Raw genomic sequence first — 16,924 nt, forward strand, 5'->3', positions numbered from 1 at the left:
ATGTACTTGACGCTTACAATACTGTTTTGAATCATCATAACACACAAAAAAAACATACAATTACAAGTCTTTTTTGCACTGTTCTGCCACTATTGTTCAATAGAAGGCTGCATTTTATTTGCAGTCGGTTCTTTTAGGAAAGCTCCCCTTTAGCTTAACTACTTTCTTCCCAATATCATCGAGCTCTGCTTCAAATTACCTAAAACTAGCAATTTATGTTATTATCAAAAATAACTTACTTATTCTATTGCTTATTGGAGGTTAAGTACTATGTTTTCTATTGAATTGTTAAATGCTATATGGCTTTTTTTAGTGATATTTATGTTGCACGACTTTGAAGAAATAATCAGTGTTGAAAATTGGTCTCGGAAAACGGAACACTTAGTTGAAAATACTAGTAATTGTTTAAAAATCTTAATTTGGAAATTTTGGAATATAAATTCACATTCCTTTGCAAAAAGAGATGTTGTAATATTTTTAGTTGGTTCTACCATTGTATTCCTAAAAGTTGAATTTATAGATAGTGGTTGGGCAGCTACATTATTTTTGGTCTTTTTATGTTTTGTACTATTACATAACCTAGTTCATATCATACAGACACTCATCTTGAAATCTTACACACCAGGACTTTACACCGCTATTGGTATTGTTACCCCATATACAATTTATCTATTTTACAGATTAATATAATTGGGTTGTTACACAATTGTTTCCAAATAAATACCGCATTATTCGTTTTTCTTCTTCAAACTAAACTGCCACGTTCGTATTAATTCGACAAAAAGAGCGTAATATTATTTTTTTATCTATTTCTTCAACTCTTCAATTGAGAGAAACTATATCCTAAATCCCTTATCTCTGAAGTACTTTGTTTAATTTCTTCACCTTCTTTACCCCGATAAAACAATGCCTTATATATGACATTACACTTCTTATTGAACTAAACTGCCCGTTCGTACAAAAAGAAAAAGCTGCCGGAAATGACAGCTCTGAACTTAAACTCTTGCCCCTTCTCAATATTCATTAACACGATGTTCACAAACTTCGACTATAAAAAAACGAGCATACCAGCCCGACAATTTTCATATTAATAGTTATTTATCACTGTTCGCAAGCTTTTTTACCGATTTTGGGTCTTTTAGTATCGACGAGTCATTGTTAGTTCTGTGAACAGCTCATATCTTTCGCCTGATTTTTGACACGATACATCGCCGCGTCCGCATTTTTAATCAACGCCTCGACCGTGTCCCCATCTTCTAGAGAAAATGCCATACCTATACTTGCTGAAATGAAAATTGTATTACCCGCAATCATAAATGGTTCGGATATTACATCTTTAATCAGCTCAACTAATGAAGTAAAATCAGCCCGACATTCAAAATTAGTTTGAAGAACCGTGAACTCATCACCACCCCAGCGAGCAACAAAACCCCTGTCTCCAACTGCGTATTTCAACCTTTTTGCAGCTTCTATAAGAAGTTGATCTCCAATATTGTGGCCAAAAGAATCGTTGACGTGTTTAAAACCATCCAAATCAAGTAACATCAATCCGTGAGATTCATTTTTAGATTCTTCCAAAAGTAGACTAAGACGTTTCTTAAATAAACGCCGGTTTGACAAATCAGTTTCGCTGTCGTGGTAGGCAAGGTAGGCAATTGTCTCTTAAGCTTCTTTACGGTCTGTAATGTCTTGCCCAACACCAATGGTTTGTATAATTAATCCAGATTGGTCCCGGATATATTGAGCTGTAGTCTCGTACCATCGATATTCCCCATTTTTATGACGGAGACGACCGGTAAATCGAATCGAATCTTGATCGATAAACAACGAATTTCGATGCTCTAGAAATTTTTTATTGGTGTCTGGGTGGTTAAAAGATGCTGCGGGTTTCCCGATGACTTCTTCTGGAGTATATCCAAGTAATGCCTTCACATTTGGAGAGATATAAGTGAATAACCCATCAGCTGAAATAGAAGAGATAATGTTAAGGGACTTTTCTGAAATTAACGAGAACATCTGTTCAATATCTGATATTTCCTGATTTTAACTAGGCTCCGATTAAAATTTTGATTTTATTATTATATTTCATCTTAATGTGTAAAAGCAAAGGGTATTTTTTACCTGATAACAGAAAATTCACTATCGGCTTTATTGAACAAATCTGTCCCTTTAGTACAACAAGTAAATGGATTGCCGCAGCAATTCTTCCTTTCCTCAAACACCCGTTAGTTAAGTGTACAACTTCACAAAGTTACATCGATTTTAAGTATATACATTGAAACTTTTCTTACTCACATTTCAATTTATATCATATAGAGCACCTTCCAGACCAAAAGGTACTCTATACACAAGAATCATTGAACTCCTTGTTATTCTTTTCCGCTGAACTCTATGATATTTAAACCCTCGGATGCCTCTGGTGTTTCAAAGAAACTAGTGACATGATTAAACACCGCTTCCGTGTCAAAAGCTGCTCTTTCGGGTTGTTCGGTACGCCTTTGTGCAATTTGACGTAAGCATTGCTCGTTATTTAAATTAAGGAAAATTAGTTGATGGCTTGCATTGACCTCTGACGCGATATCCAACAACCACTTTCGCTGTTTTTGAGTGTTGCCTGGAAAATCCATCACGACATCTGTACCGACACTTAATATGTTTTGGACATGCTTTTTCACCAACGGTTTGAGCTGAGCTGAGAATTTGATATAGTCATCAAATGCTGCAATTTGATTGGGATAAAGAGATGAAAGCCATTCATCCTCAGACAACAATACCGCATGTTTATCTATCGCCAATTGTTTTGATTTAGTTGATTTACCAGCTCCCATTTTCCCACAGAAAAAGTATAGCGTCCCCAATTGTTTCATATTATTTACCCCCCCCCGCGCTTTTTCTAAATTTGAACTTTTTACTTTGTTAATTCCCATTGATATTCTCCGCTTATTAATATTTAGACGTTAAGATTTATAATATCCAATTCACTTATTCTACCAATTTATTTATATTCCTTCTTACAAACATGGTCCTTTATTTAAGTTGTCGAAGCAGTCAGATTTTCAGCATATGCACAGCTTAGTTTAGTATTTTCTTTTCAAGAACTATTTTGTGTAATCCTTTTTCAATAGTATATATCAATGTTCTGTAATTAGTTCTCACCCAACCAGTGAAATAACTACTTTTGCTAATTAATCGTAGGACAAAAAATGTCTTTATGAAGTTCTATAATACCTTTTAATACATCGGCATTAGGTTTTGAATTATAGAGATGGTAATATTCCCTCATGTATTTATTCTCTTTTTAAATAAGGCAATCCTAACCCGCACATTGTCCCCATTATTAATATAAAAACTATCACTTTTGTTGAACATGTAAAGATGGCAAAATCATCCTATAAATAAATTAGAAAGGAGCATCCAATAACATGGCATTAGAAATGCGAACAAAATGTGAAAGCTGTAATGATTCAATTGATGACAATTCTCTGGCTTATATCTGTGTCTATGAATGTACTTTTTGCGGTCCATGCACGGAAGAAATGAATAGAATTTGTCCAAATTGTGGAGGAGAACTTGTAAAAAGACCTAGTAAGCCACAAAATGTTTGTTCACTTTAAAGTTTTAAAAAACAGGGATTATCCCTGCTTTTTATTGGTACACTATCAATCTTTAGTTCATCACTATTATTTTATCAGTTTAAAATAAATTGGTAAGTTAATGGTTTAACTGTTTTGGGAACGGAACCATGCATGTTACCTTCGTTCCGTTTCTATGTGAGGACTGAACCTCGAAGGTCCCTCCTACGGTCAACATCCTGTCAGACATCGAGTTTAAACCAAAGCCATAGTGGATTTCATCGGTTCCGATACCGTTATCGGTTATCTGCATTAGAATCGCGTCGTCTAAAAACTTAATAGATAGAGAGATTTGTGTGGCATGTCCGTGTCTCACAGCATTGGTCAAAGACTCTTGCAGGCATCGGAATAAAGAGGATCGAACTAAATAACCCATTGAATGCTCATGCCCTTCTGTATGGATGTCCACTCTAATTCCAGTATGCTTGATGAATTCATCCACTAAGTCTGTGCAGCTCTCCACAAAGGTTTGCTCTTTTTCTTCTACAGGTAACGTGTGAATCGTCTGGCGCAGATCGGAGAGCCCTTTCCTAGCTAAATTGGATAGTTCTTTAATATATTGATTGGCTTCTTCCTTGTCTTGAATGTAGGGTAGTGCATCCAAACTGGTAATAATGGCTGTAAAGACATGACCGACGGTGTCATGCATATCTTTCGACAGCCTTCTTCTTTCTTCCAGTAGGGTTAATTCTTCAATCCTTCTAGAGTATTGTTCTAACGTTTTAGAAAAAACCTTGAGGTTAGAATAGTTGTCCTCAATCATGTTCATCTGTTTGATAGCATTCTGAATTAATTCATCCGGGGAAAAATTCCCTTCTTCTCCGGTTTTTTGTTGTTCTTCACTTATCTGATGAGCAGTCGTTATGACTTTGCTAATTAATCTCTTAATGTTGGTGACCGCCGTATTGAAACTTTCTGCCAACCTTCCTAAATCGTCTTTTCTGTTTATTATTAAACGAATACTGAAGTTCCCCTGCCCTAATTCCTTTACGGCGTTGAGGAAAAGTTTGAGCGGAGACAAGGTTCTTCTTAGGGCAAGTGTTTGAATGGTAATGAAGAAGATCAGTAACACGGTAAAAACAGTGATCAATCTGGTGAGAACCTCTAGCTGGTCTTCTCTTATTTTACTGGCACTCATATCCATGACAAACATGGCGATAACTTTGCCGTTTTCATCCTTAAAGGGAATCAAAATACTGGACCATTCACCAAGCATATCACGATAAATCCCGGAACTTTTAGTTTCTCCTGTACGCGCAATTTCCTTGTACAACTTTACGAAAGTAGGGTGCTGTACCACTAGGTCGCCAGGTCTCATGCCAATATCCAAGTAGTTTTGATGAATGGCCAATGCCATGGATTGGTCTTTTTCATTTACTCCAATGTCCACGATGACAACCTGTGCAATATTTGAATTTTGCTTCGTAATTTCTGTCAATTCTTTTAAAATTCTTTGATGAACAGCGGAATTTAAGTCATGATTGGTTTGGATTTCCTTAATATCCTGAAGGTCAAATCGGCTGAATGCCATTTGTGCGACCCCGCGAGCCTGCTTATCCAGATTTTCAGACATGAGTTTCCCCTGGATATAATAACTGGCAGCGGTAAGAACGGTCCCGATTAGGATGATGCTGATAGTAGATAAGAGTATGGTCCGTTGTACAATGGATAACTGAAAATATTCCCCGATTTTTTTCATGGTATATTCCTCTCAAACTATGAGCTTTGGAAAAGATGCAACTCAATCCATCTCTTCCAGTCATACATACGGATTTTATTACCATAATTATCCTATGCCTAAAGGCCTAGGGTCAATATAAAAAAACAAAAAAGCCATGGTGAATGGTTTATAACTTAAAATGGTGGTGGCCCTTTAATCAAGAATGTATTTCCACTCTCCCTTTGGAAAATGATCCTAATAAGTTGACACAATGCAGAAAGCTCCCTTCCATGTGATGAAGGGAGCCGATTTTTATATGAAATGCTTTTGAAAAGATTACTTATAAGGAATGCTGGTGCTTTGCCATCCTCTGTTACTTCTTATACATAACATTCGGAAGTTTATGTGTTTTTAGCTCGTTCCAAATAACCTGGCTGGCATCCATTTGCTGACTTGTCAAACCAATCAATTTCGGAGACAAGTACTGTGGCCCCCCTGGCCAGGTATGTCCTCCGCCTTCAACCGTATATAAAACAACCTTTGTTCCGAACTTGCCCCCGTCATACACTTTCCTGCATATTTTCGTTGGATCACTATCAACCTCTTCTGCCATATAACTGATTCTCGGTTCCGTAACCGAACCATTCGCTTCAGCCCAATAGTTGATGGTTTCTGAAACGGATAATAATGACCCCGGTCTGCCTTGATATGGTACGACTGGGTCTGTATCTCCCATTACAAAAACGGTGGTAATGGGTGACTTTGGTGCTTGTAAGGAAAGGCTGGTAGCAAGCTGTCCTGTTACCGCTCCAATGCCGGCGATTCGATCCGATAACTCCACAGCTAGACGATTTGAGAACATGGAACCATTGGACATGCCAGTTGCATAAACCATTCTTTCGTCAATATTATAGTTTTTCGTAAAATAATCGATTAGAAATGAGGTAAAGCCAACGTCATCCACTCCTAATAGAGTTGAGTTTGGACTGGTTCCTACATTCCATTGTCTGATAAGAGGGGAATACGGGTCAAATTCATTGTTCTCCGGCTGGATAATTTCTCCCGTTTCATTTATGACGGTGCTGTCAGGAAAGACCACAATAAAGCCTTCCTTTTCCGCAATTTTATGAAACTGTGTCAGGGTTATTTGTCCATCGGAATTGCTGCCTGAACCATGAAAAGAGAACAATAGTGGCACTGTCTTCTTTCCTGTGCAGGAACTAGGAACATAATACTTGTAGGTTCGCTCTATTCCATCAAATGTCATCTTACCTATTTTCATAGCGTATGTAGGTTCTTCTGAAGCAGTTGCCGAATTGATCCCATTATTCAAATGAATCAAACCCTTCCTCTTTATTATTTGCAATATTCAAAATAATTATATCAGGTTTCCTGTTACTTTTATACAAAATATCCCACTAAATGGAATCAACATCTTTATTATAGTACTCTCAAATTTTCTTCCAATTAATATTCATTTTTCTATTTATACACGATGTGAAAAAATGCAGACCCCCTCATTTTGAAACGGGCACAGCCAGCCAGTGCTAGAATTAATAAAAAAGACCCGACATGCATACATCTCTGGTCCTTCAATCAGTCACCTCTTAGGAGATTTTTTTCTCAATAATCATTGGTTTATCCCCAGACAGGAACCCTAGGGTCATAACAATGATAAAATAGTTTAGTTTTTAATACCATCTAGCCTCATATTTGCAACTATTTCGGCACCTTTTTTGTCATTACGAACTTCAACAAGTTTTGGCTTTAATTCATCCGTTTTATTATCCTTATAGATTTCAAATACCGCATACCCTTCATTTCCTTCATCATCTCTCCAGTTATCACTAATAAAGCCATCTGTTTTATATTGATACTCTTCATAGACTTTCGTGATATCTGGATATTTGGAAGGATTCGAAAGATAAATATCATAATAATAATGTTCGTTAAAACTGTTTTTAACGCGACCATTATGAATATTATAATCTCGATCTCTTGTTTTATGCGTTTCCTGATGGACAACATCTTTTACTTCATAGATTTTTACATCTACTAACTCATTAGAAGAAGTAGAAGGTGGATCCTGAAAATAATAAAAAGCTAACACCCCCAAAACTACAATTCCCAATCCTAATTTAACTTTATTCAATCCTTTTTGCCTCCGATCCATGGGGACGGTTCTTCTGGATCCTTTTCTACAACTGAGATTATGTACAATAGAAATGTCCCTGTTAATCTATGTGAAAAATCCCTCTTGTTAAATAGTCAATTCTAGAGGAATATATTCCGTATCTAATATAATACTTTCATACTTTATATTCTATACACGTGTTATTGGTACACTTTAGACAGCAATTTGGCCAATCCCGTCCAGCAATAGCGTGTAACTGGGTGGCTGGGTAGAAAATAATCCACTTGAGTGCGCTATCTATGGGAAATTGTTTTTTTTGGATTTAAATGAGAGACTGCTAACCATTATACCAGAAAACCCAATTTTAAACATGATAAACCGGAACTAATAAAGGAGTTTCCCTGTATTAATTCCGGTTTATTTGTCTTCATCTTTTTTGATTAACTGGTGTTTAGTGAAATAAGAAAAATCGGGGGGTATCTGGAACAGCTTTCGATTATTTTATAGTATAATAGTTTTCTAATTTCTCCCGCATGGCCCTCTTTAAAAACTTCCCAACCGAGGTTTTAGGGATCTCATCCATAAAGATCACGTCATCTGGAATCCACCACTTAGCAAACTGTGGTTTGATAAATTCGATAATTTCCTCTTTTGATACCAAGTCCTTGTATTTGTCTTTCAAAACAACGACAGCTATTGGGCGCTCCTGCCATTTTGGATGTGGCAAACCAACTACTGCCGCTTCCGCTACAGCTTCGTGAGCCATGATAGCATTTTCCAGATCAACCGAAGATATCCATTCTCCACCACTTTTTACTAAGTCCTTTGTCCGGTCCACCAACTTGATAAAGCCCTCTTCATCGATTGTGGCAATATCCCCTGTATGCAGCCATCCATCTACAATGGCTTCCTTCGTTTTCTCTGGTTCCTTATAATAGGAATCCGTAATCCACGGTCCCCGGAGAAGCAATTCTCCCATACTCTTTCCGTCCCATTTGACTTCGCCATTCTCATCAATGACTTTTACATCCACTCCCGGAACCATGATTCCTTGCTTCGCTTTTAATTCCAGCTTTGCTTCATACGGTAACTCCTGCTGATAGCTTTTTAAACGGGTAATGGAAACAAATGGACTCGTTTCTGTCATTCCGTAAGCTTGATAAAACGGAATTTGATATTTTTCCTCGTAATTTCTAATCATGCTCTTTGGAGCTGCGGATCCACCATTTACAATCATCCGTAAACTTGAGGTATCATACGGACTAGATTCTAGTTCATTTAAAATACCTAACAAAACAGTTGGTACGGCTGCTGTTAACGTCACCTTTTCAGATTGTATCAATTCCAAAAGCACTCTGGGGGTAAAGTTTGGTCCAGGTAACACTTGGTTCGTGCCTAGCATCGTTGCCGTAAATGGCAGGCCCCATGCATTGACATGGAACATAGGAACGATGACAAGAGCCGTGTCCGATTCTGAAACGCCAATTCCATCTGCCATGCTTTGAGCCATACTATGCAAGACCATGCTCCGATGAGTATACAAAACACCCTTTGGATTTCCTGTAGTCGCGGATGTATAGCATATTCCTGCAGGTTCACTTTCCTTAATATCTGTGGGATATTGATAGGTTGGGTCCCCGTTTCTAATCAGCTTTTCATATAGATACAATGTACCCAGTTTTGAATCGGGAATCTCTTCCTCATCGGTCATCACAATAATGGATTCGACAGTTGGGATTTTATCCTTCACTTTTTCAATAATAGGAAGAAAATCTTTGTCAACCAGCAAAACCTTATCCTCTGCATTGTTAATGATATAGATTAAATGCTCTTCCGATAAACGAAAATTAATCGTATGCAGAACAGCTCCCATATTGGGAATCGCAAAATAGGCTTCTAGATGCCAATGATGATTCCATCCTATAGTACCAACCATATCCCCTCTGTTCACACCAAGTTTCTCTAAAGCACTTGATAACCTTCTAATTCTTTCACCTATTTGTTGATACGTGAATCGCTGAATCCCTGTTGAGGTTCTCGACACCACCGTTTTCTTAGAAAAATACTTCTCCGCTCTTTCAAGCATAGAAATCGTCGTTAATTGAACATCCATCATACCTTCATTCATCCCCTTTCTGGATTCAAGGACCCAGCGGGATGGTTCTACTGGCGACTTCAGGCCCACGAGAACCGTCCCCTTGGCCCCCCTTGGCGACCCTAGCGAGCATTGACTGTTGGTTTTAGCGTATGTTTCAATACTTTTCCGCTGGCGTTTCGAGGTAAAGCGTCAAGGAATTCTACTTCGGCAGGCAGCTTATATTTGGCTAGTTTTGTGCGGCAATAGGAAATGACGTCTTCCTCTGATAAAGACTTTCCTTCTTTTAACACGACATAGGCTTTTGGCACTTCACCGTAAACTTCATGAGGAACGCCGACCACAGCTGCTTCGAGGATTTCATCCATTGCGTATAATACTTCCTCGATTTCGACTGGATAGACATTTTCTCCGCCGCGGATCATCATGTCTTTTTTCCGGTCCACGATATATAACAAGCCATCCTCGTCCAATCGGCCCAGGTCGCCGCTGTACATCCAGCCATCCTTCAGGGTATCCCGCGTTGCTTCCTCATTTTTCAAGTATCCCTTCATGACCTGGGGACCTTTTACAATAATTTCCCCCACTTCTCCAACCGGAACATCCTGCCCGTATACATCGACAACCCTTACTTGGGTATGCGGCAACGGCTCTCCAACGGAACCAATTTTATCAAGCGCATAATGATCCTTTAGAGTGGTCGCGCCAGGAGAGTTTTCCGTTTGGCCATATAAGTTTTGAACCTTTACACCCGGATAAAGCGTTTTCACTTTTTTCACCAGTTCATAAGGCATCGGCGCGGCACCGTACGTAAACAATCGCAATTTGGACAGGTTGGTTTGAGCTAGTTTTGGTGTATTAAGTAAAATGCTATATATTGCTGGTACACCAAAGAAAATCGTGACTTCTTCCCTTTCCATCGTTTCTAATGTTTTTTCCGGTGAAAAAGCTTCCTCAATAACAACTGTTCCGCCCCGCAAAACAGTAGGGATGGAAAAACAGTGGGCTGCAGCACAATGGAACAGCGGTGTCACGATGTGCATCCGGTCTGAAGAAGTGATCTCTAGGGATTCGGCCCAAATATTGGCAATCGCCCGGACATTGCCTGCAGAAAGCATCACACCTTTCGGCTTTCCGGTCGTGCCGGATGTGTAAAAAATAACAGCCGTATCTTCTTCCCTAACTTCAGGTTTGGTATAAGAAAGGTAATCATCGGCAATGACCGTTCTGAAAGATTCGTTGCCGCCCACTTCAAGAAGGTCTTGGAACCGGGTAAGCGGAGTTTCCATTTGATCTAACACGTCTTTTAACCGTACATCATAAATAAGGGCCTTTGCCTCGGAATGATTGAAGATGTACTCTACTTCAGGAGGAGCTAGTTTTGTATTGATGGGAAGCACGGCAAATCCGCCAAGTTGACATGCATAGTAAACAATTAGAAAATCATCCGAGTTTTGTAGATAAAGGGCAATAATGTCTTCTTTTTTATACCCTTTTCCTTGAAAATAACCTGCTAGATTTACAGCTTTTTGAAAAAACGCCCCGTAGGTCGTTTCCCGATTTTGAAAAGATGTAATAACCTTATCAGGTTGTGTCTGCGCATGTTGTGTCAACTGTTCAAAAATAAACATAGTACACGCTCCTTTTAATGTGGTTAGGATAATTATACTAGATGTAATATTCTGACAACAATAGTTATATTTGTTATTAGTTTCTATTTTACGGTTTATTTTCTAATGTGACTAAGGGGCTTTTGTTTATCTCGTAGAGTCCCATTTTTTCACAACAAAGTAGCACATAACTAATATAGAATTTAATACGAACTATTTTCTATTGAACATGTCTGTTAGTATTCCTATTTGACTATCAAATAGCACGCTCTTATCACTCGTCCTTCATATAATTGGTTTCTTTTTATTTTCCATCGGTTATAATTAAAGTAGAGACTGAATAAATTAAAAAAGACCAGACATGCGGTTACATGTCCGGTCCAGCATTAGAAGGTTCCCTCAAAAGGGGATTGGCTATTACCGTGAAAGATAATCCACCCGAGCCGCTAACTCAAGGGTGGATTATTTTTTATGGTTAAACGACAGAATGGCAATGACTAGACTGGCAAAGGCAAGCGTAATCATTAGTGTTTCAAAAACCGTCAACCAGCATCACCCCCTTTCCATTGGGAGTGTGCCAACCACCCTTGAGAACTCCTATTCTATTGCACCTACAGTATACCATTTGCGAAAGCAGAAAGGAACATGCGTTCGATTAATAGTTCATCAGTACTAGTTTCCTTTCCCCATTTTACAAAGGGGCCTAACAGCCAACTCAATATATCTTTTTGAAATCAATATTATTATTGAAAACTTCGCCAACATTATAAAAATACCTTCGCCAAATAATCCCCAAATCCTTTCATGATATGTATTCCTTGTTTTTGCAATTCCAACCATATTTTCCGATCAAGGGAGAACGGACTCAGGTTTTGTAGAAAATCCAACTCTTGTTCGGAAAGCTCTACATGGTAATACGTTTCCCCATTTTTTATCATTACCTCGTAGTTTGTTAGCCTCATTAAATACACCTCATAGTTAGGATCCCATTCCTGAAGCTGCTTTTCGATTGTATTCGAAACAAGTTGTAGTTTTGGGACATATACCCTCTAAGGAACCCTGTTACATTCATCTTCATTAACTCCTTTTGAAAAAAATAAAACCCCTTTTGCAATGGATACAAAAGGGGTTTTGACCGTTTTATCATCCAAAGCAAATTGCTTTGCTGGTTGAAGCACCTTACATATGCAGGTTGCTGTGGCGTCATAGAGCCAGATCTCTCGGCCACTCTTGATAACTATTTAATTACTTTTATTATACTTCAATTTACTGGATGGGGCGATACTATTCTTAAAAAACTTGTCATCCTATGGTATTATGGACTACGCGTAAATATTTTGGAAATTCAGTTCCATGTATACCTTCTGTTTTTCAGGTTTACATTTTGTTTATCACTTACAAAGTCAAAAATATTGTAGCAGCCAGTTCATAAGGGTTCCCCCGTTAGTCTATTAAGATCGATTATTTATTCATCCTAATATTGCATTGGATTAGAAATATTGTTAGCAGTTTCTATTTACAAGGCTTGCGCCACTCGTCAAGCTCCAATTTTTTCATCATGGATGAAATTCCTAGCGATTTTGCTCTCGAGCAACGAACGGATGTCTTCTTGTACTCGACGTTCAGTACAGCCTTTCCTGCATCAACAAACGGTTTGTATTTTCCACATTCATTATAGGCAAAACATTCCTCATTGATGGCAAAATCAAAGTACGGTTCAAGAGTTTCGAGCTGATCTACATCGTTTTTTAACGCAATGGACATGCCACGATCATGAGCAAGTTGTGCCAAAACCTTGTTATAGACGAGCTGATCATTGGAAGTGAGGGGGAATCCTGTGTTATTGGCGTATCCGTCCACATTATCGGCCTCCACAGCATCAAACCCTTTCGCTTTACATACATCCATGCGTTTCCCCATAATCGGAAGTAATATGCTTAATTGACGGATGTCCAGCCACTTTTCTCCAGCCCAACCATCTAGTTTTTTTCCTTTAACAGATGATGGAAAACTTGATGCATCACTACGCCAATCCTCCCAAGAACCAGCAGATATATAACAAATGGTTCTTGCGCCTCGGTCTTTTAGATTTTTTACATCGGATGCAGCAGCATCTTCACCATCGAAATCATAAATAGTAATGCCGCTTATGTACGAAGGCATCGATTTGAGCTGCCACTGCCACTGAGTTGCATATCCAGACGGTGGTGCCCATATTTCTTTGTTTACTGTAGGTGTAGATCTTTGGTTAAATGTGACTGCTATGAGGAGTAAGGAAAGGAAAGTACATATATAAAAGGTGAGGTTTTTCTTCATTTCACCCCTCCAATCCGGATAATCGTTCATCGCTATCTTACCATAATTCTACTATTTTATGGAAAAATAAAGATAGAGGGAATAGTGAACTCTAGGTGATTAACTGTATACCGTAATAAGGGGATCCACCCTTGAGGAAACCGGACAAAATAAAATCATGAAACAATTTAGATGTTATAGATAGGCAAATCATCTTTTACTGAACAAAAAAGGAACTTAAAAAACGCAAGTTAACCATGAAAACTTGCCTATTTTAGGCTCCTTCGTAATTTTATTTGTTTTAGCACCGGATAGTATAATGAAGAAGTTCACAAGTTGCCACAATCAACAAACTCTCCATTTCATAAGGTAAAATCAAGTAAAGAGTACTTTATAAAAATTTTCCCTACCTAACTGGTCAAGGTAGTCAATCTTTCTTTTTTCATAGAAGTCTTCAGCATCTCCTCTTTCAAAAAACCAAACACTATCAATAAAAATGCTCAATTTATATACGTCAAACAAATGTTTTTGTTCCACAATGCTTAATGGTCTATGTTTGGTATATTCTTCAATAATCTTTTTTGCTTCGTTTAAGTTCAGCACCTTGTATTTATCGTAAGTCCAAGCCCAGGACTCAATCAATCCAACAAGGTCAAAAAGAAGATACGTGTAATTTGCATCATCAAAGTCAAGTAAAGCAACAAATTTATCATGATTATAAAGAATATTCGAAGTGTGAATGTCTGAATGGCAAATTCCCATCGGCAATGATTGGGGAAGTTCTAGTGTAAGCAGTCCTTTATCTAACCAATTAAATTTCTTACTTGCTTTTATAGAGTTAATTCGTATCGATGCGGCTTTTGCTTGGTCTCGACAAAACTGTACTCCATAGTTCCACCGACTTTCCTTATGGATTGGCGAATAATTTTCTGTAACTTTATGTAACTCAGCAGCCTTTTGAATCACTATCTTTTTTTGTTCTTCATTGGGCTTTTCGATATGATGTCCTTCTATGTAATTATAAACAGCAAATGGTTTCAAATTATGGATACCCACAAAGTTCCCAATATTATTTATATAAGGTGACTGACAGGGAAAATTGTTTTCATTTAAGTAATTAAGCAAGTTGGTTTCAAATAAAACTGAATCCTTTTTACGATTTTCGTAATACCTAAAGACAAAGCAGCCCTTCGTCGTTTGGACTTTATAATTGGTTTGAACAGTTCCTTCCAAGATAGAATTAGAGTTAATGTATTCACCAAGATTATAATTGGCAAAAATGTGTTGGAATTCTTCATTCGTAAATACTGTTTTTACAGCCATAATATACTCCCTTTAACTAATTCATCTGTTTACATTTAACATAGCGTTGTTCTTAAGCTAACCTACCCCTATAGTTCGATAAGAAAGCTTCATTATATCTGCAGTCAATTCTTTAAGGAAAGCCCCCGTTCATTTAAGTACATTCCTCCAAACTATTTTATTTTTTTAAAAAAGCACTCAATTAAGAAAATTACCCCAAACTAAATGCTTTATATCTTCCACTTCTTTAACTTCTTACCTGAACCACTCCATATTTCCAGCAAATCTTTCGGAACAAGGGAATTCAATCCTTGCTTCACGACTTCTTTGGATAGATCTAATTACTCCTCAGTAATCGGGTTGGCTATTTGGTTTTTCCTGGTAAGTAAAAACATAGGGGACAATTTCATATAGATAGTGTATTGCAAGTGAATCAAAATGCTTTTTAGATACAACTTCTTTAATTTGTTTGTAAGTAAACTCATCTAAATCCCATCGAATTATGCAATCACCATCTGGAAGCTGAACGTCCAATTTAATGTATCTTCCAACTTTATCCTTAAATACCTCAACGATTCGGAAGTTATTTAAATTTATTGACATAGCATTTCCCACCACCCCTCCTATATTTTCCCTCTACCTAATTCGTAATCTAATCTTGCTTTTCCTTCTTCAACTAAAATGGCCCCTTTTCTTCAATAAGAAAAGAACACCCCTTATAGAAGGAATGCCCTCGATAGTTTAAGTAAAAATGTTCATAATTATTTAATTCAGGGAGACAAGATAATCAGCAAGTTTATCGAAAGTACCCTCAAGATCTTGTTGAAGCTTTGGAGCCATACCTTTGTAGGTTTCTTGTTCCTCAGCAGAAGCGTTCACAGGGAAACCTATCAGTTTTAAAGCAGTTTTACCTTCGTCATCTTCTAGCGTTATGATATTCATAATTTCAAGAGGCCAGCTCACGCTAAAAGGTGCTCGGACCGTATTTCCTTGCTCATCGGAAAAGGAACGGATATAAGCCACTTTCTCAGGTTCGACAACCTCTTGGTATGCAAATTTCCCCCACATAACCTGATTTCCGACAGGAGACGTCTGAATGCCTAAAAATTCGCCACCTGATTGAGCGTCCATTTTAACGATTTCGAGGATGGCCCCCTTTGGTCCCCACCATTTCGCAAAATGCCCGAGCTCTGTCCATACTTTAAATACGAGTTCGCGAGGGGCATCGAAAACACGCGTAATTGCAATTTCGAAAGATTGATTCAAATTGTTATCCATGAAAATCCTCCTTGTATTTTGAAGGGAAACTATTCCCCCTACTTTGCTACAGAGTTTTTGAAACCTGAACCAGAAATACGGGTTACTTTGTCATACTACATTCAAATTAACTATGAATGTTTTCGATATTTATTATAAAATACATCTATTTATTCAAGAAAATAAAGTGTTTTTGCTATTCTAAAATGACCGAAAGTTGACGGTGTTGCCTGTCCAGAGTTAGACGGTTATAATGTCCATAGATACATACTTCGGAACATTTCGACATTTAAAATTCTGGAGAAAGGAAAAGACGCCTCCCATTATGTATATCTGCGCCAACAGATATACGGGAGACGTCCCCTAAAAAAACTATATGGTTATTGTAACAGATTATAAGCTAATTGAAAACAATGGAGTTTTTGGTTAGAAGTGCGGGGAGGACTCCTTCGCCCTGTTGTGGGAAAAGCATGAGCGTTATTGGTACTAGAGAAAGAAAAGCAAGAGAAAGTTCTGGAGAGACAATAGTATATAATATTCGGCGTTTAGGTTGTGATCAATGTGGCCAAATTCATCATGAATTACCAGATTTCTTAGTTCCATATAATAGATATAAGGCAGAGTGTATAGAGTCGGTTCTTTCGAACCCCTCAACACATGATGTTCCAGCTGATGAATTTACTTTATTTCGTTGGTTTGAATGGTTTCATTATTTCGTAGATTACTGGGCTAATTGCCTCCTATCTATTATGCTTCGAACTAATCAGGATAAGGTCCCTTTGCATCTGACGTCCGCAAATGCAGAGACTGCACTTCATAGAATAGGACGACTGGTCGGGAATGCCCCTAGATGGCTGGAGAGAATTGTCCGGCCGATTGTAAATTATAATTTGTGGATACAGACCCGTTCCGCATTCTTGTCCGACGATAGCTGATTTA

Annotated in this window: 17 protein-coding genes and 1 riboswitch; of the genes, 3 read left to right on the forward strand and 14 right to left on the reverse strand. The window is 37.9% G+C overall.

Going from position 1 to position 16,924, the window contains the following annotated elements:
• The first annotated feature begins 270 nt into the window (after window positions 1-270).
• A complete protein-coding gene (locus BN2425_RS10465) occupies window positions 271-690 on the forward strand; it encodes an HXXEE domain-containing protein (protein ID WP_042458730.1) in 420 nt (139 codons plus the stop codon).
• 468 nt (window positions 691-1,158) lie between these two features.
• Here the strand turns inward: BN2425_RS10465 and BN2425_RS10470 are convergent, their stop codons facing one another.
• From BN2425_RS10470 to BN2425_RS10480, 3 genes are all read right to left on the reverse strand, one after another.
• Window positions 1,159-1,656, reverse strand: coding sequence for a GGDEF domain-containing protein (locus BN2425_RS10470; protein ID WP_081798041.1), 498 nt, complete (start codon window positions 1,654-1,656; stop codon window positions 1,159-1,161).
• A gap of 6 nt (window positions 1,657-1,662) precedes the next feature.
• A complete protein-coding gene (locus BN2425_RS10475; protein WP_042458738.1) occupies window positions 1,663-2,016 on the reverse strand; it encodes a PAS domain-containing protein in 354 nt (117 codons plus the stop codon).
• A 353-nt stretch (window positions 2,017-2,369) separates the two neighbouring features.
• Window positions 2,370-2,867, reverse strand: coding sequence for an AAA family ATPase (locus tag BN2425_RS10480; protein ID WP_042459003.1), 498 nt, complete (start codon window positions 2,865-2,867; stop codon window positions 2,370-2,372).
• 555 nt (window positions 2,868-3,422) lie between these two features.
• Here BN2425_RS10480 and BN2425_RS10485 point away from each other — a divergent pair.
• Window positions 3,423-3,614 (forward strand): DUF1272 domain-containing protein, encoded by a 192-nt coding sequence (locus BN2425_RS10485; protein WP_074433044.1) that lies wholly within the window; start codon window positions 3,423-3,425, stop codon window positions 3,612-3,614.
• Window positions 3,615-3,711: 97 nt separating this feature from the next.
• On the opposite strand, the gene BN2425_RS10490 is transcribed toward BN2425_RS10485, so the two are convergent.
• From BN2425_RS10490 to BN2425_RS10535, 11 genes are all read right to left on the reverse strand, one after another.
• Window positions 3,712-5,331 (reverse strand): sensor histidine kinase, encoded by a 1,620-nt coding sequence (locus BN2425_RS10490; RefSeq protein WP_052352822.1) that lies wholly within the window; start codon window positions 5,329-5,331, stop codon window positions 3,712-3,714.
• 334 nt (window positions 5,332-5,665) lie between these two features.
• Window positions 5,666-6,634: an alpha/beta hydrolase family esterase gene (locus tag BN2425_RS10495; protein WP_052352823.1), complete on the reverse strand. Its 969-nt coding sequence runs from the start codon at window positions 6,632-6,634 to the stop codon at window positions 5,666-5,668.
• Window positions 6,635-6,976: 342 nt separating this feature from the next.
• The gene (locus tag BN2425_RS10500) at window positions 6,977-7,444 is read right to left on the reverse strand and encodes a hypothetical protein (RefSeq protein WP_042458740.1); all 468 of its coding nucleotides are present in this window, start codon (window positions 7,442-7,444) and stop codon (window positions 6,977-6,979) included.
• A gap of 478 nt (window positions 7,445-7,922) precedes the next feature.
• Window positions 7,923-9,542, reverse strand: a complete 1,620-nt coding sequence (locus tag BN2425_RS10505) for a long-chain fatty acid--CoA ligase (RefSeq protein ID WP_042459011.1) — start codon at window positions 9,540-9,542, stop codon at window positions 7,923-7,925.
• 101 nt (window positions 9,543-9,643) lie between these two features.
• Window positions 9,644-11,152, reverse strand: coding sequence for a class I adenylate-forming enzyme family protein (locus BN2425_RS10510; RefSeq protein ID WP_052352824.1), 1,509 nt, complete (start codon window positions 11,150-11,152; stop codon window positions 9,644-9,646).
• A gap of 441 nt (window positions 11,153-11,593) precedes the next feature.
• The gene (locus BN2425_RS23520) at window positions 11,594-11,677 is read right to left on the reverse strand and encodes a putative holin-like toxin (RefSeq protein ID WP_406603191.1); all 84 of its coding nucleotides are present in this window, start codon (window positions 11,675-11,677) and stop codon (window positions 11,594-11,596) included.
• 218 nt (window positions 11,678-11,895) lie between these two features.
• Entirely contained in the window at window positions 11,896-12,093 is a 198-nt protein-coding gene (locus BN2425_RS10515; RefSeq protein WP_042458743.1) for a hypothetical protein, read from the reverse strand.
• A 175-nt stretch (window positions 12,094-12,268) separates the two neighbouring features.
• A riboswitch (SAM riboswitch) is annotated at window positions 12,269-12,371 on the reverse strand.
• A gap of 272 nt (window positions 12,372-12,643) precedes the next feature.
• Window positions 12,644-13,447 carry an endo alpha-1,4 polygalactosaminidase gene (locus BN2425_RS10520; RefSeq protein ID WP_042458746.1) on the reverse strand — a complete coding sequence of 268 codons (804 nt, stop codon included), beginning with the start codon at window positions 13,445-13,447 and terminating at the stop codon, window positions 12,644-12,646.
• A 354-nt stretch (window positions 13,448-13,801) separates the two neighbouring features.
• Window positions 13,802-14,749 (reverse strand): homoserine kinase, encoded by a 948-nt coding sequence (locus BN2425_RS10525; RefSeq protein ID WP_042458748.1) that lies wholly within the window; start codon window positions 14,747-14,749, stop codon window positions 13,802-13,804.
• 327 nt (window positions 14,750-15,076) lie between these two features.
• Window positions 15,077-15,343 (reverse strand): hypothetical protein, encoded by a 267-nt coding sequence (locus BN2425_RS10530; protein ID WP_081798042.1) that lies wholly within the window; start codon window positions 15,341-15,343, stop codon window positions 15,077-15,079.
• 150 nt (window positions 15,344-15,493) lie between these two features.
• A complete protein-coding gene (locus BN2425_RS10535; protein WP_042458751.1) occupies window positions 15,494-16,006 on the reverse strand; it encodes an SRPBCC family protein in 513 nt (170 codons plus the stop codon).
• A 392-nt stretch (window positions 16,007-16,398) separates the two neighbouring features.
• On the opposite strand from BN2425_RS10535, the gene BN2425_RS23015 reads away from it, so the two are divergent.
• On the forward strand, window positions 16,399-16,920 hold the full coding sequence (locus BN2425_RS23015; RefSeq protein WP_042458754.1) for a DUF6431 domain-containing protein: 522 nt from the start codon (window positions 16,399-16,401) through the stop codon (window positions 16,918-16,920).
• Window positions 16,921-16,924 lie beyond the last annotated feature (4 nt).

This window comes from Neobacillus dielmonensis, assembly GCF_000612665.1.
GTDB lineage: Bacteria > Bacillota > Bacilli > Bacillales > Cytobacillaceae > Neobacillus > Neobacillus dielmonensis.

Bases quoted from the DNA above. Each gene is read 5' to 3' on its own strand.
- BN2425_RS10465 (WP_042458730.1), top strand. From the start codon at position 271: ATGTTTTCTATTGAATTGTTAAATGCTATATGGCTTTTTTTAGTGATA.
- BN2425_RS10475 (WP_042458738.1), bottom strand. From the start codon at position 2,016: ATGTTCTCGTTAATTTCAGAAAAGTCCCTTAACATTATCTCTTCTATT.
- BN2425_RS10480 (WP_042459003.1), bottom strand. From the start codon at position 2,867: ATGAAACAATTGGGGACGCTATACTTTTTCTGTGGGAAAATGGGAGCT.
- BN2425_RS10485 (WP_074433044.1), top strand. From the start codon at position 3,423: ATGGCATTAGAAATGCGAACAAAATGTGAAAGCTGTAATGATTCAATT.
- BN2425_RS10490 (WP_052352822.1), bottom strand. From the start codon at position 5,331: ATGAAAAAAATCGGGGAATATTTTCAGTTATCCATTGTACAACGGACC.
- BN2425_RS10505 (WP_042459011.1), bottom strand. From the start codon at position 9,542: ATGATGGATGTTCAATTAACGACGATTTCTATGCTTGAAAGAGCGGAG.
- BN2425_RS10510 (WP_052352824.1), bottom strand. From the start codon at position 11,152: ATGTTTATTTTTGAACAGTTGACACAACATGCGCAGACACAACCTGAT.
- BN2425_RS10515 (WP_042458743.1), bottom strand. From the start codon at position 12,093: ATGAGGCTAACAAACTACGAGGTAATGATAAAAAATGGGGAAACGTAT.
- BN2425_RS10520 (WP_042458746.1), bottom strand. From the start codon at position 13,447: ATGAAGAAAAACCTCACCTTTTATATATGTACTTTCCTTTCCTTACTC.
- BN2425_RS10525 (WP_042458748.1), bottom strand. From the start codon at position 14,749: ATGGCTGTAAAAACAGTATTTACGAATGAAGAATTCCAACACATTTTT.
- BN2425_RS10535 (WP_042458751.1), bottom strand. From the start codon at position 16,006: ATGGATAACAATTTGAATCAATCTTTCGAAATTGCAATTACGCGTGTT.
- BN2425_RS23015 (WP_042458754.1), top strand. From the start codon at position 16,399: ATGGAGTTTTTGGTTAGAAGTGCGGGGAGGACTCCTTCGCCCTGTTGT.